At 72.3% G+C, this 22,903-nt stretch carries 21 protein-coding genes; 10 read left to right on the top strand and 11 right to left on the bottom strand.

Features of this window, described 5'->3' with window-relative positions:
- Positions 1–292 precede the first annotated feature (292 nt).
- Positions 293–1,180 (top strand): hypothetical protein, encoded by an 888-nt coding sequence (locus ABZ937_RS33405; RefSeq protein ID WP_361697356.1) that lies wholly within the window; start codon positions 293–295, stop codon positions 1,178–1,180.
- A 68-nt stretch (positions 1,181–1,248) separates the two neighbouring features.
- On the opposite strand, the gene ABZ937_RS33400 is transcribed toward ABZ937_RS33405, so the two are convergent.
- Positions 1,249–3,609: a SpoIIE family protein phosphatase gene (locus ABZ937_RS33400; RefSeq protein ID WP_361697354.1), complete on the bottom strand. Its 2,361-nt coding sequence runs from the start codon at positions 3,607–3,609 to the stop codon at positions 1,249–1,251.
- 143 nt (positions 3,610–3,752) lie between these two features.
- Complete coding sequence (locus ABZ937_RS33395; RefSeq protein ID WP_361697352.1) at positions 3,753–4,586, bottom strand: lysozyme; 834 nt, start codon at positions 4,584–4,586, stop codon at positions 3,753–3,755.
- Positions 4,587–4,830: 244 nt separating this feature from the next.
- On the opposite strand from ABZ937_RS33395, the gene ABZ937_RS33390 reads away from it, so the two are divergent.
- Positions 4,831–5,322: a MarR family transcriptional regulator gene (locus ABZ937_RS33390; protein WP_361697350.1), complete on the top strand. Its 492-nt coding sequence runs from the start codon at positions 4,831–4,833 to the stop codon at positions 5,320–5,322.
- A gap of 24 nt (positions 5,323–5,346) precedes the next feature.
- On the opposite strand, the gene ABZ937_RS33385 is transcribed toward ABZ937_RS33390, so the two are convergent.
- On the bottom strand, positions 5,347–6,135 hold the full coding sequence (locus ABZ937_RS33385) for a protein phosphatase 2C domain-containing protein (RefSeq protein ID WP_361697348.1): 789 nt from the start codon (positions 6,133–6,135) through the stop codon (positions 5,347–5,349).
- Positions 6,136–6,518: 383 nt separating this feature from the next.
- On the opposite strand from ABZ937_RS33385, the gene ABZ937_RS33380 reads away from it, so the two are divergent.
- From ABZ937_RS33380 to ABZ937_RS33355, 6 genes are all read left to right on the top strand, one after another.
- A complete protein-coding gene (locus ABZ937_RS33380) occupies positions 6,519–9,299 on the top strand; it encodes a nitrate- and nitrite sensing domain-containing protein (RefSeq protein WP_361697346.1) in 2,781 nt (926 codons plus the stop codon).
- Positions 9,296–9,793, top strand: coding sequence for a roadblock/LC7 domain-containing protein (locus ABZ937_RS33375; RefSeq protein ID WP_361697344.1), 498 nt, complete (start codon positions 9,296–9,298; stop codon positions 9,791–9,793). The genes ABZ937_RS33380 and ABZ937_RS33375 overlap by 4 nt, the downstream gene beginning before the upstream one ends.
- Complete coding sequence (locus ABZ937_RS33370; RefSeq protein ID WP_361697342.1) at positions 9,790–10,197, top strand: DUF742 domain-containing protein; 408 nt, start codon at positions 9,790–9,792, stop codon at positions 10,195–10,197. The genes ABZ937_RS33375 and ABZ937_RS33370 overlap by 4 nt, the downstream gene beginning before the upstream one ends.
- Entirely contained in the window at positions 10,178–10,801 is a 624-nt protein-coding gene (locus ABZ937_RS33365) for an ATP/GTP-binding protein (RefSeq protein ID WP_361697340.1), read from the top strand. The genes ABZ937_RS33370 and ABZ937_RS33365 overlap by 20 nt, the downstream gene beginning before the upstream one ends.
- Positions 10,802–10,815: 14 nt before the next feature.
- Positions 10,816–12,069 carry a styrene monooxygenase/indole monooxygenase family protein gene (locus tag ABZ937_RS33360; RefSeq protein WP_361697338.1) on the top strand — a complete coding sequence of 418 codons (1,254 nt, stop codon included), beginning with the start codon at positions 10,816–10,818 and terminating at the stop codon, positions 12,067–12,069.
- 88 nt (positions 12,070–12,157) lie between these two features.
- Positions 12,158–12,664 carry a hypothetical protein gene (locus ABZ937_RS33355; protein ID WP_361697336.1) on the top strand — a complete coding sequence of 169 codons (507 nt, stop codon included), beginning with the start codon at positions 12,158–12,160 and terminating at the stop codon, positions 12,662–12,664.
- An 11-nt stretch (positions 12,665–12,675) separates the two neighbouring features.
- Here ABZ937_RS33355 and ABZ937_RS33350 read toward each other — a convergent pair whose 3' ends face one another.
- From ABZ937_RS33350 to ABZ937_RS33335, 4 genes are all read right to left on the bottom strand, one after another.
- Positions 12,676–13,710, bottom strand: coding sequence for a C40 family peptidase (locus tag ABZ937_RS33350; protein ID WP_361697334.1), 1,035 nt, complete (start codon positions 13,708–13,710; stop codon positions 12,676–12,678).
- Between the two features lie 110 nt (positions 13,711–13,820).
- Positions 13,821–14,135 (bottom strand): hypothetical protein, encoded by a 315-nt coding sequence (locus ABZ937_RS33345; RefSeq protein ID WP_361697332.1) that lies wholly within the window; start codon positions 14,133–14,135, stop codon positions 13,821–13,823.
- A gap of 4 nt (positions 14,136–14,139) precedes the next feature.
- Entirely contained in the window at positions 14,140–14,799 is a 660-nt protein-coding gene (locus tag ABZ937_RS33340) for a TetR/AcrR family transcriptional regulator (RefSeq protein ID WP_361697330.1), read from the bottom strand.
- Positions 14,800–14,882: 83 nt separating this feature from the next.
- Entirely contained in the window at positions 14,883–15,821 is a 939-nt protein-coding gene (locus tag ABZ937_RS33335) for a diiron oxygenase (protein WP_361697328.1), read from the bottom strand.
- Between the two features lie 122 nt (positions 15,822–15,943).
- Here ABZ937_RS33335 and ABZ937_RS33330 point away from each other — a divergent pair, with 122 nt between their 5' ends.
- On the top strand, positions 15,944–17,053 hold the full coding sequence (locus tag ABZ937_RS33330; protein ID WP_361697326.1) for a ferritin-like domain-containing protein: 1,110 nt from the start codon (positions 15,944–15,946) through the stop codon (positions 17,051–17,053).
- A 53-nt stretch (positions 17,054–17,106) separates the two neighbouring features.
- On the top strand, positions 17,107–17,937 hold the full coding sequence (locus ABZ937_RS33325) for a hypothetical protein (protein WP_361697324.1): 831 nt from the start codon (positions 17,107–17,109) through the stop codon (positions 17,935–17,937).
- 19 nt (positions 17,938–17,956) lie between these two features.
- On the opposite strand, the gene ABZ937_RS33320 is transcribed toward ABZ937_RS33325, so the two are convergent.
- The 4 genes from ABZ937_RS33320 to ABZ937_RS33305 are packed head-to-tail and all read right to left on the bottom strand — an operon-like array spanning position 17,957 to position 22,838.
- Positions 17,957–19,453: a penicillin-binding transpeptidase domain-containing protein gene (locus ABZ937_RS33320; RefSeq protein ID WP_361697322.1), complete on the bottom strand. Its 1,497-nt coding sequence runs from the start codon at positions 19,451–19,453 to the stop codon at positions 17,957–17,959.
- Positions 19,450–20,811 carry an FtsW/RodA/SpoVE family cell cycle protein gene (locus ABZ937_RS33315; protein WP_361697320.1) on the bottom strand — a complete coding sequence of 454 codons (1,362 nt, stop codon included), beginning with the start codon at positions 20,809–20,811 and terminating at the stop codon, positions 19,450–19,452. The genes ABZ937_RS33320 and ABZ937_RS33315 overlap by 4 nt, the downstream gene beginning before the upstream one ends.
- Positions 20,812–20,859: 48 nt before the next feature.
- Positions 20,860–22,104, bottom strand: coding sequence for a HAMP domain-containing sensor histidine kinase (locus ABZ937_RS33310; protein WP_361697318.1), 1,245 nt, complete (start codon positions 22,102–22,104; stop codon positions 20,860–20,862).
- Entirely contained in the window at positions 22,101–22,838 is a 738-nt protein-coding gene (locus tag ABZ937_RS33305; protein ID WP_361697316.1) for a hypothetical protein, read from the bottom strand. The genes ABZ937_RS33310 and ABZ937_RS33305 overlap by 4 nt, the downstream gene beginning before the upstream one ends.
- Between the last annotated feature and the right edge of the window lie 65 nt (positions 22,839–22,903).

Here is a 22,903-nt window from a genome sequence, read left to right as displayed (position 1 = left end):
GGGCCCGGGCATCAGCGCCCGCGGCGCCTCCTTCGCGGGCCTGAGCATGTACGTCGAACTCGGCCGCCGCGGAGGTTTCCTCCGCGGGGCCACGACCTGTTCTCGTCCCGCGCTTTCACGATCCGGCCGGAGATCGACCTCGCGCAAAAGCGATGCAGAATATCACCGGCATCCCACCTGTCAAGCCCCGAATCCCCGTAACTTTCTCCGGGCGCCCGAAATCGGGCAATCTGATGGCAGGTAAAGAACTCGGCCGGAAAGATTCCGGGTCGATCATTCAAAGGAGATTTTCATGGCCACGAAGAAGCACATCGCGCGTATCACCGGTCTGTCCTGCGCCGCCGCGGTGCTCGCCGGAACGGCGGGGGTGGCTGCCGCCCAGACCGCTCTGGCTGCTCCGCACGCGGCTCATGCGGCGGCATGCAGCCTGGAGGACGGGGTGATACGCGGTAAGGGCTTCCACGCCAAGAAGGCGTATGACGTCAAGCGCGACGGCAAGAAGATCTCCCGTGTCACCGCCGGCCCGAAGGGCGACGTCAAGACCGACGTCACCGGCCGTGGTCCGGTGGCCGTGGGCACGGTCCGGTGTGCGTCGTCCGGATCGGCTTCGGGCTCCACGGCAGCTGACGCCGCGGCGGCCGCGGCGAAGGGGGCGGCAGCGGCACGGCAGGCGGTGAGCAAGGGCGCTTCCCCGAAGCAGGCGGCCGACATCGGACGACGCCAGGCGAAGGCGGAGGCCCAAAAGCTCGGGCTGCCGCCCGCTGCGGTGACCCAGGTGACGAACAACGTGACGAACATCGTCAACAACACCATCATCGGAGGCCAGGGCAACACCATCGGTGGCACCCAGATCGGCGGCCAGGGCAATACGCAGGGTGGCACCCAGGGCAGCGGCAACGGCAACACCCAGGGCGGCACGCAGGGCAGCGGCAACGGGAACACGCAGGGCGGCACCCAGGGTGGCGGTAACGGCAACACGCAGGGCGGCACCCAGGGTGGCGGTAACGGCAACACGCAGGGCGACACCCAGGGTGGCGGCGATGGGAACACCCAGGGTGGCACTCAGGGTGGCGGCAAGGGCAACACCCAGGGCGGTACCCAGGGCGGCGGCTCCGGGAACACCCAGGGCGGCACGCAGGGTGGCGGCAAGGGCAACACCCAGGGCGGTACCCAGGGCTGATCAGCCCGACGCCCCTCGCCCCGGACGACCGGCCACTGCCCCGCCCCTCCCGGCGGGGTAGTGCCGTGTCAGGGCGCGGCCAGCGACTGCTCCGCCCACACCGTCTTGCCGACCCTGTCGTGCCGGGTGCCCCAGCGCTCGGCGAGCTGGGCGACCAGCAGCAGGCCCCGGCCGCCCTCGTCGAACGTCCGGGCCCGGCGCATGTGCGGGGTGGTGCCGCTGGAGTCGTACACCTCGCAGATCAGGGTGCTGTTCTGGTGGATCATCCGGAGCCGGATGGGCGGGCGGCCGTAGCGGATGGCGTTGGTGACCAGCTCGCTGACCATCAGCTCGGTGGTGAAGGTGGCCTCGTCCAGGCCCCAGGAGGCCAGCTGCTCGTCGGCGTACCGGCGGGCGACGGCGACGACGGCGGGGTCGCTGCCCAGCTCCCAGGAGGCGACCCGGTCCTCGTGCAGGGCCCGGGTACGGGCCACCAGCAGGGCGATGTCGTCGTCGGGGCGGTGGCTGAGCAGGTCGGTGAGCACCCGGTCGCACACCGAGTCCAGCGACTTCGCCGGGCGGCCGAGCGCGGCGAACATCTTGTCCAGCGCCTCGTCGATGTCGTGGTCGCGGGCCTCGAACAGCCCGTCCGTGTAGAGCGCGAGCAGGCTGCCCTCGGGCAGTTCCGTCTCGACCGCCTCGAAGGGCAGCCCGCCCAGCCCCAGCGGCGGCCCCGCGGGCACGTCGAGGAAGCGGACGGTGCCGTCCGGGGTCACCACGGCGGGCGGCGGATGCCCGGCCCGGGCCGCGGTGCACCGGCGCGAGACCGGGTCGTAGACGGCGTACAGGCAGGTGGTGCCGATGCCGCCGGCGGAATCGGCGTCCGGGTCCGCGCTGCCCTCGTCGGCGGCCAGCCGCAGCACCAGGTCGTCCAGGTGGGTCAGCAGCTCGTCGGCCGGCAGATCGACGTCGGCCAGGGTGCGCACCGCCGTCCGCAGCCGGCCCATGGTGGCGGAGGCGCGGATGCCGTGGCCCACCACATCGCCCACGACGAGCGCCACCCGCGCCCCGGACAGCGGGATCACGTCGAACCAGTCGCCCCCCACACCGGCCCCGGTCGCGGCCGGCAGATAGCGGGTGGCGATCTCCAGGGCGTCCTGCTCGGGCAGCGTGTGCGGGAGGAGGCTGCGCTGCAGGGCCATGGTGGTGGTGCGGGCCCGGGCGTGGTCGCGGGCCTCTTCGATACCGGCCGCCGTTCTGGCGGTGAACTCCTCGGCGAGCCGCAGGTCCTCCGGCCCGAAAGGCTCCCGTGCCCGCTGCCGGCCGAACAGGGCCACGCCGAGCGTGCCGCCCCGGGCGAGCAGGGGTACGGCCAGCAGGGAGCACGTCCCGGACGCGCGCAGCCAGGCGGCGCCCGGGTCCAGCGCCGCCCACTCGGCGACGGCCGGGTCCGACGTGTCGTACAGCAGCGGGCGGGACACCGTCAGACACCGGGCCGGCGGTGAGTCGGCCGGGCAGACGATCGCCTCGCCGACGCCGGTGCCGTAGGCGGGCCCGTCGCCGTCCGGGGCCGCGCGCAGGGCGGCCCGGCGCAGGACGACCTGGTCCGGCCGCCGTCCGGCGGACTCGGTGCCGGTCCACGGGGAGTCCAGCAGGTCGACCGCCATCACGTCGGCCAGCCGGGGGACCGTGACCTCGCCGAGTTCCTGGGCGGCGCGGGTCTGCTCCGCCGCCGTCCCGGCGTGCGAGCCGGACTCGTCCGGGGAGCGCTGCCGGGCGGCGGAGTCCGGGGTCTCCACCGACAGGCAGACGGCCCGCACCCGGCCGTCGGCGTCCTTCAGCGGGGTGAGGAGGGCGGGCGCGGCGAGGTCCGGGCCCAGGCGGCCCCCCGTCTCCTGCGGCCGGCCGGACTCCAGCGCCAGCCGCATCGACCGCTCGACCTCCTCGCTCGCCGCCCCCGGCACGATGTGGGTGAACCGCAGCCCGCGCATCGCCGCCTCGGGCAGGGCGAAGGTGTGCTCCAGCCGGCGGTTGGCGCGCACCAGGCGCAGGTCCGCGTCGAAGATGGCCAGCGGAAAGGGGGACTGGAGGAACGTCCACTCCTCCAGGGGTTCGCCCCGGGGCGGCTGGGGCCGGGCCGGCACGGCGCTGACCAGGAGCCACTCGGTGACTCCGGCGTCCGAGGTCCGGCGGTGGGCGAGCACGCTCAGTTCCAGGTGGTGGCCGTCCCGGTGGCGCAGCGGGAGGGTGCCGTTCCAGCGGTTCCGGCCGGTCAGCGCCCGCCGGACCGCCGAGCCGTCGGTGGCGAGCAGCGCGGTGGCGGGCCGGCCGACGACCGCCGAGGAGTCGTAGCCGAGCAGCCGCCGCGCGCCGTCGCTCCAGCCGGTCAGGATGCCCTGCTCATCGATGGTGGCCGTGGCCGTGTACGTCGACTGTGGCTGTCGCTCCATCGCCGCTCATCTCGCCCTTGCTCGGCAGGCTCTCCTGACCAGCATGATCCCGGCCGCCGCCGAGCACCAACGCAGGGACGGCCGGGGCCCGGAGGCCGCGTGCGACCTCCGGGCCCCGGCCGGGACGATCCGAACGACAGGGCCTAGCCGTTGGCCAGGGCCTGCACCCGGTCCAGGGCACCGTTGAACTTGTCGTGGTCCCCGACGGTCGGGCCGGAGGAGGTGTACTGCCACATCGTGTAGTACGACCACCCGGCCGGCAGGGTCCCCGGGTCGGAGGCGTACCGGGCGATCCACAGCGGGTTGTTCGCCGCGAAGCCGCCGTAGTCGCCGGTGCACTGGGTCCACCAGGTGGTGGCCGTGTAGATCACGGGGTACCGGCTGGTCCGCGCCTTGTAGGTGGTGATGAAGTCGGCGATCCAGCTGACCATCTGGCTCGCGGTCTTCCCGTAGCAGGCGGCCCCGTACGGGTTCCACTCGATGTCGAGGGTGCCGGGCAGGGTCTTGCCGTCCCTCGACCAGCCGCCGCCGTGGTCGACGAAGTAGTTGGCCTGGGTGGCGCCGCTGGTGGTGTCCGGGGTGGCGAAGTGGTAGGCACCGCGGATCATGCCCACGTTGTACGAACCGTTGTACTGCTGGGCGAAGTACGGGTTCGTGTAGTAGGTGCCCTCCGTGGCCTTCGTGTACGCCCAGCGCACCCCGCTGCCCCACAGGGTCGACCAGGCGACGTTGCCCTGGTGGCCGGAGACGTCCACCCCCTCGGTCTGGGTGACGTCACCCGTGCTGGGGGTGCCGCTGCGGCCGTCGTGGGCGAGGACGCCCATGCCCATGGAGGCCGAGCCTCGGCCGGGTGTGGTCGCGGCCTGGGCGGAGGTGAGGGGGAGGGTGAGGGAGAGCGCCGCGAGCAGGGCCGTGACGAGGGCGGCGAGGGGGCGTGGGGGGAGGGGGCGAGGGGAGCCGGGTCTGAGCACGGGCATGACGTGCCTCCGGGGAGAAGAAGTGGGGGGAAGCAGCGTGGGGGGTGGTGGCACTGACCGCCGGCCCACTGGCGTGGGCATGCCATTAAATGCGTGGTAAAGAAGCTACGCACGTAGATGACGGCGTGGGAAGGGGGTCCGGAGGACGCCGTTGGTCTACGCCTGCGAAATACTTACGGAGCTGCGGCAATGACGACGTTTGACAGAAACTTTCAGTACAGCGAAACCGAGCAGGGGTGCTGACGTGCACGAGGACGGAAACGGCGGCGCACCTGGCGCCGCCGGCCAGATGACGCCCAGTGGTGCAGACCAGGAATTCCTGGCGCTGGAGCGCGAGTTGACCGTGCTGCTCCGGCGCGCCCGGGCCAACCAGGGCGAGATGGCCCGGGAGGTCCACCCCGATCTTGAGTCCTCCGCGTACGGCCTGCTGATCCGGCTGGACGAGCTGGGCGGCCAGCGGGCCACGGAGCTCGCCGCCTACATCGGCGTCGGCAAGGCCACCATGTCCCGCCAGTTGCGCGCCCTGGAGGAGCTGGGCCTGATCGCCCGCGAGCCCGACCCGGCCGACGGCCGCGCCTGGCTCGTCACCCTGACCGAGGAGGGCCGCCGCCGCGTCGGCACGGTCCGCGAGGCCCGCCGCGCCCGCTACGTCCGCCAGCTCGCCCACTGGGACCGCCGCGAGGTCTCCGAGCTGGCCCGGCTGCTGCACGAGCTGAACGACGTCATGGCGAAGTAGCGCGCCCCGGCCCGGTGCGGCCCCTCACAGCTCCGCGTACACCACCGTCGCGTCGTCGTGGGTCTTGCTCCGCCCCAGGAACGCCCGCTCCGCACGGTCCGCCGTCTCCAGCTCCCGTACCCGCTCGACCAGCGCCCGGGCACCCTCCTTGGCGATCACCTCGAACAGGGCCGTCCAGTCGCCCTCACGGAACTTCTCCGTCCAGCGGGTCGCGCCGTCCGTCAGCGCGGCCAGCGCCCGGACCTCGTGCCGGGGCAGGGAGCCGGTGACCGCCCGGGCGGCCACGGCGGGATCGGCGGCGGCCGTGAAGAAGCCGCCCTCCTTGTTCCGCAGACACGCGTCGATGTGGGCGTCGGTGGCGAGCGCGGAGCGGGGGAGCCGGGCCAGCCGGTCGTCCAGCACCGGGGTGACGGCCCCGTCAGGACCTCGTACCAGCAGCGCGGAGTCGGACAGCACGAGGTACTCGACCGCGGTGGGGGACCAGCGGGTCAGGACGACGGTCGCCTGGGGGGTTCGCGGGTGAGAAAGGTCACAGGTGTCCGCGTGGGCCTCGGCGGTGCGGCGGATCGCCCGCGCGAGAATCTCCGGGAGCGTCAGATCTCGGCCGGAAACGGTCAGTTCGGTCAGCGCGCCGCCCAGCCGCGCGGTGAACCAGGGGACCGAGTGAAGACAGCCCGTCCCGCCCCTGGGCGGAGTCACTCCGTCCAGGACGATCACGCAACCTCCCTGTCCGGAGGCGGGAAGTCCGACACCGGCGAAGTCCTCGTTGGGCCGGGTCGCGTCGCCGGGTTCCGAAACCAGATCAGTGCGCATCCGGCCAGTCTGCACGAGGTCTTCACCGCTCGCGCCAAAGGCAGGCACCCACCGGTGAATTCTCACGACCACGCAGGTCAGGCGCCTGGTTTGGGCAGGAATGATCCACTCCGGGAAGGCGTGGCGGCGAATACTGTCAAAGCCAGCCGCGTGCGTCCAACCGGCCTGCCGCGGGGCGGCCCCGCACGCGCCGGAGGAACTTGCCCGTCAACTCCCCTCCGATGTTCACTCCTTCGGGTGGCGGGTCAGGTGATGCGCGACCACTGCCCACCGGCGCTGGGAGGGTCGGGAACCATACGAACCGGGTGTTCGCACCACTTGGCACCGAGATGACGGGGCGCCACCCGGCCCCTGGGTAGACGAGTTCAGGAATGCGAGCACCGGTGCAGAAGAAGCGGCCTCGGCGCACAGGCAGGCAGACGGCCCCCGAGGGGACCGTCCCCCAGACCCCCGTGGGCACCGGCCGCCCCACTCATGTGCGCAACCGGCTGATCGTCGCCGTCGCCGTGGTGGCCGCCGCCGTGGCCGGGGCCGGCGCCCCCGCGCTGCTCACCGCCTCCCAGGACGTCAGCGACTCCCAGGAACTGGTGACGCTCGCCTCGCGCACCCAGGACGCGCTCACCCTCGCCCACTCCCTCGCCGACGAGCGGGACGAGGTCACCGCCTACATCGCGGCGGGGCGCCCCAAGTCGAAAGCGCCCTCCGAGGACCGCAGCGCCCGCGTGGACCGGGAGGTCGAGGAGCTGCGCGCCGACACCGACACCCCGGCGGGCCTGCGCGGCGACCTCGACGGCATCGACGCCGTCCGCCGGGCCGCCCTCACCGGCAAGACCACGGCCCTCCAGGCCCACCAGGCGTACTCGGCGACGATCACCGAACTGCACCGGCTCGCCGAGCAGCTGGCCGAGCAGATGCCCCCGCGGGCCGGCTCCGGCGCCTACTCCCTCGCCGAACTGGACTCCGCCGTCCAGCAGTCCGCCGCCGCCCGCGGCCTGCTGCTGGCCGCGCTGAACATCCCGACCGGCAGCCGGACGGTGATCGACCCCACCACCGGCCTGCCCACCACGACCGCCACCACCACCGACGCCGACCGCAAGCAGCGCGACGCGCTCACGGTCGCCGCCCAGCAGGCCCGCCTGCGCGCCGACGCGTCCCTCGCCGGCTTCCGCGCGACCGCGCCCAAGCCGGCCGTGGACTCGTACGACTCCACGGTCACCGGCCCCGAGGTCAACTCGGCGGAGAAGTACCTGGCCACGCTCACCGACCAGCCCACGCTCGCCGACAGCGAGCTGACCGCCGACACCAAGAAGCTGGACGCGGCCCTGTCCGCCCGGGTCGACCTGATGCGCGGCGCCGAGTCCGCGCTCTACGTGCACCGCACCAAGGACCTCGAGAAGCTCCGGGACGACGACGTCACCGCCCTGGAGATCCGCGTCGCCGTCCTCGGCGCGCTGATGCTGGTCGCGGTCGGCATCGCCACCGCCATGGCCCGCACCCTGACCCGCCCGCTGTCGGTCCTGCGCCGCGGCTCGGCCCGCCTCGCCGCGTCCGAGGACCCGGCGACCCAGGAGCCGATCACCTTCACGGGCCGCAACGACGAGTTCGCCCAGGTGGTCCGCTCGGTCAACGCCCTGCACGCCCACGCCGTCACCCTGCACGAGCGCGTGGCCACCCTGGAGGCCGACCGCAAGCACCTGGTCGGCCAGCGCCAGAAGATGGCCGACGCCCGTGAGGAACTCCGGGCCCAGCTCGCCGAGTCCGCCGCCCAGCTGCAGCGGCTGCGCACCAGCATCGGTTCCACCTTCGTCAACCTGGCCCTGCGCACGCTGGGCCTGGTCGAGCGCCAGCTGGCGGTCATCGAGGGCATGGAGGACCGCGAGCAGGACCCGGAGCGGCTCGCCACGCTCTTCAAACTCGACCACTTCGCCACGGTCATGCGCCGGCACAGCGAGAACCTCCTGGTCCTCGCCGGCACCGAGCACGTCCAGCAGCACCCGGGACCGGTGCCGCTGGTCGACGTGGTCCGGGCGGCGGTCAGCGAGATCGAACGCTACGAGCGCGTCCGCATCGCGGCCCTGCCCCCGCACGCCCACATCGCGGGCTTCGCCGCCGACGACCTCTCCCACCTGCTGGCCGAACTCATGGAGAACGCCACCTCGTTCACCCCGCCGGACCTGCCCGTGGAGGTCTCCGGCTGGCTCCTGGAGTCGGGCGAGGTCATGCTGTCGGTCCAGGACGAGGGCATCGGCCTGTCGGAGGACCGCCTCGCCCGCCTCAACGCCCGCCTCACCGACTTCGACCCCGAGTCCCTCTACGGCCAGGAAGACGACGAGGGCCTGGGCCTCGGCCTGTACGTCGTCGCACGCCTCGCCCACCGGCACGGCGTCCGCGTCCAGCTACGCGCACAGAAGCAGGGCGGCATCGCGGCGGTGGTCGTCCTCCCGGCCCCCCTCCTCGCCGAGGCCCCCGCGACCGCGCTCCCGCCCCGGACCGCCGGCCCCGGCGCCACGGGCACACTCACCCTGCCCGGTGCCGACGCCGAGGCCAACTCCAACGTCCTCCCGGCCCGCACGAAGCACCAGGACCCCCTGGTCGCCCTGGTGGAGCAGGCCATGCGGGAGGCGTCCGAGGAGGCACCGGAGCAGTCACCGCAGGACGCCCACGAGCAGGCCGGCCGGCCCGCCGAGGACACGGAGACCCGCCCGAAGGCCCCGGCGGAGACCTACACCGAGACGACGATGGAGCTGCTCCTCCCGGACGTGTCTGCCGCGGACGGCGAGGACGCCCCACAGGGGCCACCCGCACCCGACGACGAAACCAGCACGAGTGGTGCGGGCGGGAACCCGGACGCCGAAGGCGAAGCCGAGGCGTACGAACCCGCCGAAGCGCCGCAGGCCGAGGCGGAGGAGCTGCTCACCAGCAAGGGCCTCCCCAAGCGCACACCCAAGATCACCGCCACGCCCACGGCCCCGCGCCGGCGAACCGGCACCGTGGACGCCGAAGCCCTCCGCAGGAGACTCGGCGGCTTCCGCCGCGGCGCCGAGGCCGGCTACCGCGACGTAGAGGCGGAGATCGCCGAACAGACGGCCAACAACCAGCGGCCGACCAGCTACGCACACGCCGAAGAATCCACGGGGGGCACAGCCGAGGAGGCAAGCAGTTGACCGCGCCCACTACCTACGGACTGAGCAGTGAAGCCCGCAACCTGCACTGGCTGCTGACCAACCTGGTCGAGGAAGTACCCGGCATCCAGTCCGTCGCGGTGGTCTCCTCGGACGGCCTGCTGCTCCTGTCGTCCGACCCCGGCCACACCGAGCAGTCCCGTCAGGCCCGCCCGGCGAAGGGACCCCGCGGCTCCTCCGCCGACCTCGCGACCATCGTCTCCGGCATCGGCAGCCTCACCATCGGTGCCGCCAAGCTGCTGGAGTCCGGCGCGGTCAAGCACACGATGGTCGCGATGGACGAGGGCAGCCTGTTCGTGATGTCCATCAGCGACGGCTCACTGCTCGGCGTGCACGGTTCCGCGGAGTGCGACATGAGCGTGGTGGCGTACCACATGGCGCTGTTCGTGGGCCGCGCCGGCCATGTCCTCACCCCCGAACTCCGCAGCGAGCTGCGAAAATCCCTGGAAGCCGAGTCGACGGGGAGCGCCCGATGAGCGGCGCGCCGAAACTCCCCGTGCGCGGCGGCGACCGCAAACCCGCCCGCGTCCGCCCCTACTCGCTCACCGGCGGCCGTACCCGCTTCGGCCACGTCCTCCTCGTGGAGACATTCGTGGCGGCGCTGGAGGCACCGGAGGAGCGCAAGGAACTGACGAGCGCGCCGCTCTCCACCCGGGTCATGCCGGAGATGCGGGCCATCGTCGAACTGTGCCGCCGTATGCGCACGGTGGCCGAGATCGCCGCGCTGCTGAAGATGCCGCTCGGCGTGGTCCGCGTGCTCCTGAGCGATCTCGCGGACCAGGGAAAGATCCGTGTGTACGGCACCGGAACCGGTCACGGCACCGGCCGCCCGGACCGCGCTCTGCTCGAAAGGGTGCTGAGTGGACTCCGTCGTCTTTGAGAACATCGGTGAGGCCACGGACGAGAATCTGAAGTCCTGGCAGACGGACCGCAGCCGCGCCCCCATCGCCACGAAGATCGTCGTGGCCGGCGGCTTCGGCGTCGGCAAGACCACGCTGGTCACGGCCGTCTCGGAGATCACGCCCCTGCAGACCGAGGCCCTGATGACCGAGGCGAGCGAGGAGACCGACGACCTCACCTCGACGCCCGGCAAGCTGACCACCACCGTGGCCATGGACTTCGGCCGCATCACGCTCGACGACGACCTGGTGCTGTACCTGTTCGGCACGCCGGGCCAGCAGCGGTTCTGGTTCATGTGGGACGACATCGTGCGTGGCGCGATCGGCGCGGTCGTCCTGGCCGACACGCGCCGCCTGAAGGACTGCTTCCCGGCGCTGGACTACTTCGAGAGCTGCGGGCTGCCGTACGTCGTCGCGGTCAACCACTTCGACGGCAGCGAGCGGTTCGAACCGGAGGATGTGCGCGAGGCCCTCACCGTTCCCGCACACATACCTGTCATGATCATGGACGCGCGCCGCCGGATCTCGGTCATCGAGACCCTGCTGTCCCTGGTGGGCCACGCACTGGACGTCACCCCCGAGTAGGAGAACACCCCCGCATGCGGAAGATACTCGTCGTCGGAGCCGGTCAGTCCGGACTCCAGCTCGCCCTCGGACTCCAGTCGCACGGGTACGAGGTCACCCTCATGTCCAACCGGACGGCGGACGAGATCCGCTCCGGCCGGGTCATGTCGACGCAGTGCATGTTCGACACGGCGCTGGGGCACGAGCGCGATCTCCAGCTGAACTTCTGGGAGTCCCAGGCCCCCAAGATCGAGGGACTCGGCGTCTCGGTCGCGGCCCCCGGCTCGCACGACCCGGGCCCCACCCAGCGGGCGATCGACTGGGTGGGCAGGCTCGACGGGTACGCGCAGTCGGTCGACCAGCGGGTGAAGATGGCCGGCTGGATGGAGACCTTCGCGCAGCGCGGCGGCCAGCTGGTCATCCACGGCGCGGCGGTCGGTGACCTGGACTACTTCTCCCGCACCTACGACCTCGTCCTGGTCGCGGCCGGCAAGGGCGAGCTGGTGTCGATGTTCGCCCGCGACCCGGAGCGCTCCCCGTACACCGAGCCGCAGCGCGCGCTGGCCGTGTCGTACGTCCACGGCCTCGGCCCGCGCCCCGAGCACCCGGAGTTCGACGCGGTCCGCTGCAACGTGGTCCCGGGCGTCGGCGAGCTGTTCGTCATGCCGACGCTGACGACGTCCGGCCGCGCCGACATCCTCTTCTGGGAGGGCATACCCGGCGGCCCGCTCGATGTCTTCAACGGCGTCAAGGACCCGGCGGAGCACCTCTCCCTGACCCTGGAACTCATGGAGACGTTCACGCCCTGGGAGTACGCGCGGGCCACGAAGGCCGAACTCACCGACGCCGGCGGCACGCTCGCGGGCCGCTACGCCCCGACCGTCCGCAACCCCGTCGGCCGGCTGCCCGGCGGCGGGCTGGTGCTGGGCGTGGCCGACGTGGTCGTCGCCAACGACCCGATCACCGGGCAGGGTTCCAACTCGGCGGCCAAGTGCGCGGCGGCGTACCTCGCGTCGATCCTGGAGCGGGGGGACGAGCCGTTCGACGAGGCGTGGATGCGGCAGACGTTCGACCGCTACTGGGCCACCGCCCAGCACGTCACCAAGTGGACGAACGCGATGCTGGCGCCGCCGCCGGAGCACGTCCTGAACCTCCTCGGCGCGGCGGGCCAGTTGCAGCCGGTGGCGAACCGTTTCGCCAACGCCTTCGACGACCCGGCCGACTTCGAGGACTTCTTCTACGAGCCGGAGAAAACGGCGGCCTATCTGGCATCGGTCGCCGGAGCCTGATGGTTTGCCCCCTTTTGACACTTTATGTCAGCGGAGAGACGCTGGACGACGGGGGTGCAGGGGGGACAAGCCACCTAGGAGTTTTCCCATGAACGGTCGACGGGTGCGTCTGGCAGTCCTGGCACCGTTGGCGGTGTCGTCGCTCGCGTTCGGGGCGGTGACGTTCTCCGCGCCGAACGCGGCGGCGGCGACGCCCACCTGTGGTGTCAGGAACACCGACAATCCGAAGAACTTGCTGGTCAGCGGCAAGGACTTCAAGCCGAACAAGGCCGTTGCCGTCGAATCCGCCAGCGGAGCCGAGGGCACCGTGAGAGCGGACGCCAGTGGCGTCTTCTCCCTGACGGTCACGGACGCCAGCGGCACCGTCAGCGCCCAGCAGATCGGCGGCCCCGAGGTCAAGTGCGGCACGGCCGAGCAGGGGGAGCAGAAGAACGCCCAGGAGCAGTACGCGGCGGGCTTCCAGCAGGGCTTCCAGAAAATGAGGGAGACCTGCAAGGCAGAGGTGCCCCAGGGTGCCGTAGCCGTGGACGAGAACTTCAGGCAGGGGTTCAACGACGGCGCGGCGAAGGCCGAGCAGAGGTTCTGCAAGGGCTAGGCCCCCTGAGGTCACACCGGGGAGCCCTCCGGGCGTACGGCGCCGAGCACCGGATAGGACGCGAGGGGTGAGACCTGTACCTTCTCGCCCGGTCTCGGCGCCTGGACGACCTTTCCGCCGCCCACGTACAGCGCCACGTGCGTCGCCTCGGGGAAGTAGACGACGAGGTCTCCGGGGCGCAGCTCCTTCAGGGGGACCTTCGGCAGCTGCTCCCACTGCTCCTGGCTGGTGCGCGGGATGGGGGTGCCCGCGTGCTTCCAGGCCTCGGCGGTCAGTCCCGAGCAGTCGTACGCCGAAGGCCCTTGCGCGCCCCACTGGTACGGCTTGCCGACCTGGCTCATGGCGTAGCTGACCGCGCGGTCGCCCTCGGGGGTGGCCGCGCGGTCGGCGGGCAGGGAGCCGGACGTGGTGAGGCGCTGCTGGGCCTCGGTGATCCCCTGCTGTTCGAGGCGGGCGACGGCCGCGATCCGGTCCGGGGTGAGGGCGGCCAGCAGGCGTTCCACGTCGGCCAGTCTGCGCCGGACGTCGTCGCGCTGCCGCTTCTGCCGGCCGGCCAGGCCCAGCTGGGTGTCCAGGGCCTTGCGGGCCGCGCGGGCCAGCCTGTCCCTGCGCTTCTCGGCGGCGGTCAGCCGGGACACCGTACGGGCCCGTACGCGCGCCAGCTCGCCGATGACATGGCCCTCGTCCAGGGCGTGCTGCGGGTCGGGTGCGAGGAGGAGGCGGACGTACGGGCCGAGGCCGCCGCTCTGGTACTGCTGCCGGGCCAGCTGTCCGGCGTCGGTCCGGCTGCCTCGCAGGGCCAGCCGGGCGCGGGTGAGTTCGCGGTCCAGGCGGGTCACCTCGGCGCGCTGCCGCTCCAGCTTCTCGGTCGTGGCGTTGTAGGTCTCGGTGGCCTGTTCGGTCTGCCGGTACAGCTGCTGAAGGTCGGTCAGCAGCTGGGCCACGGACCGCTGGGGGTCCGGCGCGGCGGCGGCGGGGCCGGGCGCGAGGACGGCCTGGGCCGCCACCGCGGCCGTACAGGCCAGGCGCAGAACTCGTCCTGACACGTCATCACCTCGGTTGTGGGGAAGTGGGATCTCCGCCTCTCATCACAACCGGATAATCAGACGTGTCGGTTCGGCCATGCGCCGAGCGTGCGCGGTTCGGCGCAGCGAGTTCACCCGTTCGCGCCGTCCGGCTTGCCGGACGGCGTGGCTTCTGGTCCCCTGTGCGGCTTGGACCAGGGCCACCTGAGCTTTCCGCCGGACGTGTCGTCGGGCGCGTACTGGTACTTCCACCCCTGGATCAGCCCGAGCCGCTTGCTGTGCCCGCGCGGCACGCGGTGGTACACCAGCACGGTGGGCGGGCCGCCGGCCGGGTCCGGGACGGGGATGCGGTACGTCTTCGGGGGGTGCCCGGTGGGGCCGACCAGGACGGGCAGCACGCGCCCGTCCATGGGGCCGCCCTCGAAGGGGGTGTCCTGGCTCTTCACGGGTTCAGTCTCGGCCATCCCCGGCGAGGGCGCCGACGAGCGCGGCGGTCTGCGGGTCGCGGCCCGCGGTGACCGTGAGGACGGCCACGAACTGCTCGACCAGCCAGGCGCGCAGCTCCTCGACCGGGGGCTGCTTGCCCTCGTCCAGCCAGATCAGGGAGGCCGCCTCCACCGCCGTGATCCACGTCCGGACGGTCATGCGCAGCCGGGGGCCGGGGTCGGTGACGCCGAGGTGCCGGTAGATGTGCTCGGCGGCGGACCGGCGCACTCCGTCCACGATGGCGGTCGTCCGGGAGGTCTCCACCACGCTGCCGCCCTGGAGCAGCGCGCTGAAGCCGGTGTCGTGCTCGTCCACGAAGGTCAGATAGCGGTCCAGGGCGTGGGACAGCCGGGTCAGCAGCGGGCCCTCGTGGGGCTGCTCGCCGAAGCACAGCTGCAGCTCCTCGGCGGCCGACCGCAGCGCGGCCTCGTACAGCTGCTGCTTGCCGCCCGGGAAGTACCGGTACACCAGCGGCCGTGAGACTCCGGCCGCCTCGGCCACGTCGTCCAGGGACACGTCCTCGGGGGCGCGGTGCGCGAAGAGCGCGAGGGCGGCGGCGAGGAGCTGGCTGCGCCGCTCCTCGACGCTCAGGCGGCGGTAGGCGGGGGTGGCCGACGGGGTCATGGCCGTCAGCCTAATCGCCGCCCGGCTCCGGCAGTCTTTCGTCCGCAGGTGCGTGGCGGAGCCGCATATCGCTACAGCCCCGCCTACGCCAGAAGGCCCGACGACCTCCACAGCCGCCGCCCGACCCCCCGCAGCACCCCGATGTCGTCCAGGAAGTCGGTCAAGCGCTTCGCCCCCGTCTGCATGACCTCCCGGCGGTGTCCGCTCGCCTTCACCTGGGCCATCGCCTCCCGCTTGTCGAGGCCCACGTTCGTGTACACCTCGGGGTTCACGAAGGCGACCGAGAAGACGCGGGCGAACTCGCCCGACGTGACCCGGGTGAACTCCTGGGACCACTTCGGCGCGGTCACCATCTGGCGCCGCAGCTCCTCACGGGCGTAGCGGACGTGGCGGGCCTCCTCCACGACGTGGATGCGGGTGACGCCCCGGATCAGGGTCTGGATCCGCTCGTCGGGGAAGGTCAGCCGCTGCATCCAGTCCAGGACCTCCTCGCCGAGCAGCGTGGCGGTGAAGGAACCGGGGGTCGTGGAGATCGTCTTGAACAGGCGGCCCAGGGTCTGGTGGGCGCGGCTCACCGGGTACCAGGGCGTGTCGCCGCGCGTGACCAGCCGGGCGAACATCTTCGAGTGCCGGCACTCGTCCTCGATCTCGGTGAGCGCGTACCGCACATGCGCGCTCGTCGCCGGCTTGTCGTAGATGTGCCGGACGAGCAGCTGCATCAGGATGATCTCGAACCAGATGCCGAGCGAGGCCAGCGCGGCGGCCTCGTGCTGGGAGAGCAGGATGCGCTGCTCCTCGCTCATCCGCTTCCACATCGGCGTGTCGTACAGCGAGACCAGCTCCGGCGGCCAGAACCACTTGCCCTCCTCGAAGGGGGCGTCCCAGTCCAGCTCCTTGTCCGGGTCGAAGGAGTGCTTGGCGGAGGAGACGAGCAGCCGCTCGGCCACCTGCTCCCGGTCCTTGAGCAGGCCGAGCGCGTCGCGCAGTCCGTCCAGCGCGTCCGCTTCCGTCAGGGTCGTCATGGCTCCCTCACCTCGTTACCCGGGGGTAGTCGTCCTGCCCTTATGAGACTGCCTGTCAGCAAGGTCGTCAATCCCTTGCGCATGACTTGTTGACCCGGCGTCTACGTGTGAGCCTGCGGGGTATGCCGACGCACGACCTCTACGCCAACGACCCCGCGGACTCCCACTGGGAGGTGCCCGCCGCCGGCGCGGCCCGCTTCAGCTGGGAGTACGACGAAGGCCGCGACCGCCTGCTCGCCCTGTACCAGAAGGGCAAGGACAAGCAGTGGGACGGGCGGACGCGCATCGACTGGGATCTGGAGGTCGATCCGTACGACGCCCTCGGTACGCCCGACGAGGCGATGTCCGTGTACGGCACTCCCTACTGGAGCAAGCTCTCCGACAAGGACAAGGGCGAACTGCGCCGGCACTACGCCTCCTGGCAGTTCAGCCAGTTCCTGCACGGCGAGCAGGGCGCGATGATCTGCGCCGCGCGGATCGTGGAGTCGGCGCCCGACCTGGACGCCAAGTTCTACTCCGCGACCCAGACCATGGACGAGGCCCGGCACGCCGAGATCTACGGCCGGTTCCTGCACGAGAAGATGGGGCTCGTCTACCCGATCAACGACAACCTCCAGTCGCTGCTCGGCGACACCCTGCGCGACAGCCGCTGGGACATGCCCTACCTCGGCATGCAGGTGCTGATCGAGGGCCTGGCGCTGGCCGCCTTCGGCATGATCCGGGACACCACGGACAAGCCGCTGCCGAAGCAGATCCTGACGTACGTCATGCAGGACGAGGCCCGGCACGTGGCCTTCGGCCGGATGGCGCTGCGCGACTACTACCAGCAGCTCACCGATGCCGAACTGCGCGAGCGCGAGGAGTTCGTCATCGAGGGCTGCTACCTGATGCGCGACCGGCTGCGCGGGGTGGAGGTCCTGGAGAACTTCGGGATACCGAAGGCCGACGCCGAGGCGCTGAGCGAGCGGTCCGAGTTCCTCCAGCTGTTCCGGAAGCTGCTGTTCAGCCGGATCGTCCCGTGCGTCAAGGACATCGGCCTGTGGGGCAAGCGGCTCCAGCAGGCCTATGTCGACATGGGCGTCTTCGAACTGGGCGACTCCAGTCTTGACCTGCTGATGGCCCAGGACGAGGAGCTGGCCGAGCGGTTGGACGCCGAGCGCTTCGCCGCCGAGGAGCGGGAACGGGTGGCCGAGGTGGAGGCGGCGATCGAGTCGGGGGCGGCGCAGGACTGACCGGCCCGGGGTGCGGTGCCGGTCCGTTCACCCGGGTGCAGTAGCGTGCTGGCGTGTCCATGCCTCCACCTCCGCAGAATCCGGGCCCCTACGGCCAGCCTCCGCAGGCCCCCGGCCCGTACGGCCAGCCCCCGCAGGCCCCCGGCCCCTACGGCCAGCAGCCCCCGCAGGCCGCCCCCGGCCCGTACGGCACCCCGTACCCCCAGCAGCCCCAGCAGCCGTACCCCGGCTGGGGCGTACCGCCCATGGCCCCGCCGCCGAAGAAGCGGCGCATCGGGCTGGTGCTCGGCATCGTGGGCGGTGTCATAGCGGCCGTCGTCGCGCTGCTCATCGTGCTCGGGGCGGTGGCCGAGAGCGGCTTCCCCGCCGCGGAGAACAAGCTGACGCTGCCCAAGTCGCTGCTCGACGGGAAGTACGAGCTGAGCCAGGACCTCTCCGGCTCCGAGGGCAAGAAGATCGAGAGCGAGGCCGACGGCGCCTGGGACGCCAAGGACACGCACGGTGTGGTCGGCAGCTACTCCCTGGGCGGCGACGAGACCAAGGGCACCCTGGTGATCTCGGGCTTCTACGGCCGGTTCAAGAACACCGCCGATGCCCGCCGGAACATGATGAAGGGCGCGGCCGAGGGCGACGGCGCGAAGGTCGCCGTACCGGCCAAGGACTTCGACCTCGACGTCACGGTCACCTGCCAGGTGGTCACCCAGGAGCAGCTCGGCTCGAAGATCAACGTGCCCATGTGCGCCTGGGCCGACGGGAACACCGGCGCCACGGTCGCGGAGGTCCAGACCGAGAACCTGACCCAGGACCCGTCGGAGGTGGACCTGGAGGCGTTCGCCAAGAACACCCTCAAGATCCGCGCCGAGGCGGTCAAGCCGATCGGCTGACCGCCACCGGGCCCCGGTCTCACCCCGCGAGCACCGCCCGCATCACCTCTCGCGCGATCGGTGCCGCGTCCCCGCCGCCGCTGATCTCGCCGCGGTCCGCCGAGGCGTCCTCCACCACCACGGCGAGCGCCACCTGCGGCGTCGGCGCGTTCCCGGCCTGGGCCCAGGAGACGAACCAGGCGTACGGCACCCCGGAGTTGCCGACCCCGTGCTGGGCGGTGCCGGTCTTGCCGCCGACCAGCGCGCCCGGGATGGCCGCGTTGGTGCCGGTGCCGTCCCGCACCGCATCGGCCATCAGCTCCATCAGCCGGGCCGCGGTGGCGGGCCGCACCACCTGCCGCCCCGGCCGGGCCCCGCTGCCGGCGACCGTCTCGCCGCCGTGCCGGGTGGTCCGCTCCACCAGGTACGGCGGGCGCAGCAGGCCGCCGTTCGCGACCGCCGCCGCGACCATCGCCATCTGCAGCGGCGTGGCCCGCGTGTTGTACTGCCCGATCGACGACAGCGCCAGCTGCGACCTGTCCACGTGCGTGTCGAAGGTGCTGGGCGACACGGAGTAGGGGATGCGCCCGCCGGTGTCGTTGAACCCGAACGCCTGGGCCGTGGCCGCCATGTCCCGCACCCCCACGTCCACGCCCAGCTTGGCGAAGACCGTGTTGCAGGACCACTCGAAGGCCTCCCGCACCGTGGCGTCCGCGCAGCCGTCGCCCTCGTTGGTCAGCCGGGTGGTGGTGCCGGGCAGCCGGTAGGGGTCCGGGGAGTCGGTGCGCGCGTCCAGGTCCGTGACCACGCCCGAGTCCAGCGCCGCCGCCGCGGTGACCACCTTGAACGTCGAACCCGGCGGATAGGTCTGCCGTACCGCCCGGTTGAGCATCGGCTTCTCCGGGTCGTGGCCCAGCCGGGCCCACGCGGACGTCACCGCCTCGTTGTTGCCGGACAGCTCCGTGGGGTCGTACGACGGGCTGGTCACCAGCGCCAGGATCCGGCCGGTGGCCGGCTCGACCGCGGCCACCGCGCCCTTGCGCCCGGCGAGCCCCCGGTAGGCGGCCTCCTGCGCCTTCCGGTTCAGGGTGGTGACGACGTCCCCGCCGCGGGTCGGCGCCCGCGTCATGTCGTGCCACAGCGGCAGCGGCGCGAGCATCGGATCGGTGCCCGAGAGCACCCCGTCCTCGGCGTGCTCCAGGAACGTGGTGCCGTACGTCTGCGAGGCGAAGCCGGTGACCGGCGCGTACAACGGGCCGTTCAGGTAGGACCGTTCGTAGCGCAGCTGCTCGCCGGTGTCCACCGACCCGGTGACCGGCGTGCCGCCCACCAGGATGTTTCCGCGCGGCTGCTCGTAACGGGCGATCGTGGCCCGGCGGTTGGCAGGGTTGCCGTCGTACTCACGGGACTGCACGACCTGCACGCGGGTCGCGTTGGCCAGCAGGGCCGCCAGCAGCAGCGCGCACAGCGCGCAGGCGTGCCGGATGTACCGGGCCATCGGCTGCCCGCCCTCGGGGAACCGGCCGTACTCGCTCATGACGCCTCCCGGCCGTCGTACTGGCTGCGCGCCGAGTCGCTCACCCGGACCAGCAGCGCCACGATCGCCCAGTTGGTGACCACCGAGGAGCCGCCCTGGGCGAGGAACGGCATCGCCATGCCGGTCAGCGGGATCAGCCCGGTGACCCCGCCCGCGATCACGAACACCTGCAGCGCCACGATCGAGGCGAGCCCGACCGCGAGGAGCCGGCCGAACGGCTCGCGCAGCGACAGGGCCGCCCGGTAGCCGCGCTCCACCAGCAGCGCGTACAGCAGCACGATCGCCGCCAGACCCGCGAGGCCCAGCTCCTCCCCGGCCGTCGCCAGGATGAAGTCCGACTTGGCGGCGAAGCCGATCAGGATGGAGTGGCCGTGCCCGAGCCCGGTGCCGAGGACCCCGCCGGCCGCGAACGCGAACAGGGACTGGGAGAGCTGGTTGGGGCCCAGCCCCGCCTCGATGGTGGCGAACGGGTGCAGCCAGTCCTCGATCCGCCCGTTGACATGCGGCTCGAACCGCCCGACGGCGAAGGCGCCGAGCACGGCGAGCAGCAGTCCCACCGCCATCCAGCCGGTGCGCCCGGTGGCCACGTACAGCAGCACCACGAACAGCCCGAAGAACAGCAGCGAGGTCCCGAGGTCCCGCTCCAGCACGAGCACGCCCACGCTCACCAGCCAGATCGTCAGGATCGGCCCGAGCACCCGCCCGGTCGGGAACTGCAGTCGCCACAGCCGGCGCCCGGTGTACGCGAGCGCGCTGCGGTTGGCGGCCAGGTAGGCGGCGAAGAACACGGCGAGCAGCACCTTCGCGAACTCGCCCGGCTGGATGGAGAACCCGGCGATCCGGATCCAGATCCGGGCGCCGTTGACGGCCGGGAACAGGATCGGCAGCACCAGCAGGACGAGGGCGGCCACCACACAGACGTACGAGTACCGCTGGAGCACCCGGTGGTCGCGCAGCACCAGGACGACGGCGATGAACAGGCCCACCCCGAGGGTGGACCACACCAGCTGGGTGGGGGCGGCCTGGTCGTTCGGGGTCTCCAGGTCCAGCCGGTAGATCAGGACCAGCCCGAGCCCGTTGAGCAGCACCCCGATGGGCAGCGGCAGCGGATCGGCGTACGGCGCCCGGATCCGGACCACGACATGGGCGAACAGGGCGAGCACGCCGAGCCCGGCACCGTAACCGGCCGCGCCCGGCGGCACGGTCCCGGTGCGCGCCAGTCCCACCGCGCAGTAGCCGTACACGGACAGCAGGACGGCCAGGACGAGCAGGGAGAGTTCGATGCCGCGGCGCCGGGGGAGGCGTGCGGCGCGGGCGCGAGCGGGGGCCGCCGTCACGGTGGTTCCGGCCTTCGTCATGTCCGGAACCTACCCAAACCGGGCGTCTTGTGCGGGGAGGGCGGGGCCCTACTCGGCCATGGGCAACGTCAGCGTCGCCACCGCGCCTCCCTCCGCCGCGTTGGCGAAGCAGAGCCGCGCGCCCAGCACCTCCGCCTGCCCCACCGCGATGGTCAGCCCGAGCCCGTGGCCCTTGGCGCCGCCTTCCGTACGGAACCGCTGCGGCCCGTGGGCCACCAGGTACTCCGGATACCCGGCCCCGTGGTCCCGTACGGTCACCACGGGCCCGTCCACGGTGAGCACCACCGGAGGGGAGCCGTGCTTGTGCGCGTTGGCCACCAGATTCCCCAGCACCCGCTCCAGCCGCCGCCGGTCCGTCTCCACCCGGACGTCCCGCCGGACGCGCACCTCCGTGTCGGTGCCCGAGGCCCGGACCACCCGCTCGGCCAGCGCCCCCAGCTCCTCGGTGTCGGCCTCCAGCCTCTCCCGCCCGGTGTCCAGCCGGGAGATCTCCAGCAGGTCCTCGGTGAGCGTGCGCAGCGCCGCCACCCGGTCCCGCACCAGCTCCGTCGGCCGGCCCGGCGGCAGCAGCTCCGCCGCCGCGTGCAGTCCGGTGAGCGGGGTGCGCAGCTCGTGCGCCACGTCCGCGGTGAACCGCTGCTCGCTCAGCAGCTTGCTCTGCAGCGAGGAGGCCATCGTGTCCAGGGCGGCGGCCACCACCGCGACCTCGTCCTGCGGCCGGGTCGGATCCTTGGTGCGCGGGTCGTTCACCCGGGCGTCGAGGTCGCCGGCGGTGATCCGCCGGGCCACCCGCGCGGTGCCGTGCAGCCGCCGGGTCACCCGGGTCACCGCGAACACGCCGACCAGCACGGTCGCCCCGATGGCCAGCCCCGACGACCACAGGATCGACTGGTCGAGACCGGCGATGGTGCGGGACTGCTGCGAGTAGTCGACCTCCACGGCCAGCGCCCGGTGCCCGGCCACCGGTCCGGCCGCCCACATGGTCGGGCGCCCCCGGTGCGTGGCCACCATCGTGCCGCGCTCGCCGGTCACCGCCAGCGTCCGCAGCCGCACGGGCAGCCCCACGGGGTCCACCCCGGCGCCCGGCAGCAGGGTGTCCCCGGCCTCGTACGCCTCGGTGGCGTCGGCGAGCCGGGACAGCGCCAGGTCGCGGGCCTGGCCGACGGTCTGGTTGGTCACCGAGACGTGCACCAGGACGCCGAGCAGCGCGGCCAGCGCACAGCACATCACCGTGATGAACGCGGCGGCCTTGACGGCCAGGGCCCCGGCCCAGTGGGGCAGCGTGAGCCTCATCGCGGGCTCTCCGAGCTCGTGGCGGGGGACGGCGACGGGGACGGTGTCGTGCTGTGCCGGCCGTCACCCACGTGCAGGTACTCGTCGCGGGAGAACGCCATCGCGCGCTGGTCCGGGTCCCACACCCAGGTGGTGCGGTACTCGTAGCCGGAGATGTCGGCCGGCGAGCGTTCGATCAGCGCCCGGCCGGCCAGCTCCACCCCGACGATCGCGTCGTTGTCGGCCAGCACCTGCACCAGCTTGTGCCCCTCGACGGTGTACACCCGCACCGCCGTCTGGTTGGTCGGGTACAGCCGGAAGCCGAGCGTCAGATCCGCCCGGCCGTCCCCGGTGAGGTCCCGGTAGTACGGCTTCAGCAGCGGGCAGCGGGCCCGGTCGCCGCCCGGCCGGCACTCCTTCATCCGGTCCACGGTCGCGTGGTAGGCCCCCTTGGGCCCGTAGTCGTCGGGGTGCGCCGTCAGCTCCGCCTCGACGACGTCCACCGGATCCACCGCCCGGATGTCGTCGCCGGGGACCCGGACGCCCTTGACCGTCTCCCGGGTCGCCACGTCGTACGGGTAGGCCGGGCTGGAGGCCGGCCTGAGGTCCGGCCAGAGCTTGGCGGGGCTCGCGGCGGTCGGGGTCGGCCCGGCGCCGCGCAGCTCGCCGGCGTCCCCGCAGGCCGTCGCCGTCGCCGACAGCAGGGCGACGGCGGCCACGGCGAGGGCGGTGCGCGCGGGACGACGGGCTGGCACGGTGCTCCTGGGGATCGGGGTAGGTCGGGGCCCCGTACACCTTAATCGGTTACTTCGTAGGGAAG

It is taken from the genome of Streptomyces sp. NPDC046727 (assembly GCF_040645635.1).
Taxonomy (GTDB): Bacteria; Actinomycetota; Actinomycetes; order Streptomycetales; family Streptomycetaceae; genus Streptomyces.
This window is presented reverse-complemented; position numbering and strand designations above follow the sequence as displayed.

Bases quoted from the DNA above. Each gene is read 5' to 3' on its own strand.
- ABZ937_RS33310 (WP_361697318.1), bottom strand. From the start codon at position 22,104: ATGAGGCTCACGCTGCCCCACTGGGCCGGGGCCCTGGCCGTCAAGGCC.
- ABZ937_RS33395 (WP_361697352.1), bottom strand. From the start codon at position 4,586: ATGCCCGTGCTCAGACCCGGCTCCCCTCGCCCCCTCCCCCCACGCCCC.
- ABZ937_RS33400 (WP_361697354.1), bottom strand. From the start codon at position 3,609: ATGGAGCGACAGCCACAGTCGACGTACACGGCCACGGCCACCATCGAT.
- ABZ937_RS33405 (WP_361697356.1), top strand. From the start codon at position 293: ATGGCCACGAAGAAGCACATCGCGCGTATCACCGGTCTGTCCTGCGCC.
- ABZ937_RS33340 (WP_361697330.1), bottom strand. From the start codon at position 14,799: ATGACCCCGTCGGCCACCCCCGCCTACCGCCGCCTGAGCGTCGAGGAG.
- ABZ937_RS33370 (WP_361697342.1), top strand. From the start codon at position 9,790: ATGAGCGGCGCGCCGAAACTCCCCGTGCGCGGCGGCGACCGCAAACCC.
- ABZ937_RS33315 (WP_361697320.1), bottom strand. From the start codon at position 20,811: ATGACGAAGGCCGGAACCACCGTGACGGCGGCCCCCGCTCGCGCCCGC.
- ABZ937_RS33320 (WP_361697322.1), bottom strand. From the start codon at position 19,453: ATGAGCGAGTACGGCCGGTTCCCCGAGGGCGGGCAGCCGATGGCCCGG.
- ABZ937_RS33330 (WP_361697326.1), top strand. From the start codon at position 15,944: ATGCCGACGCACGACCTCTACGCCAACGACCCCGCGGACTCCCACTGG.
- ABZ937_RS33355 (WP_361697336.1), top strand. From the start codon at position 12,158: ATGAACGGTCGACGGGTGCGTCTGGCAGTCCTGGCACCGTTGGCGGTG.
- ABZ937_RS33360 (WP_361697338.1), top strand. From the start codon at position 10,816: ATGCGGAAGATACTCGTCGTCGGAGCCGGTCAGTCCGGACTCCAGCTC.
- ABZ937_RS33335 (WP_361697328.1), bottom strand. From the start codon at position 15,821: ATGACGACCCTGACGGAAGCGGACGCGCTGGACGGACTGCGCGACGCG.
- ABZ937_RS33385 (WP_361697348.1), bottom strand. From the start codon at position 6,135: ATGCGCACTGATCTGGTTTCGGAACCCGGCGACGCGACCCGGCCCAAC.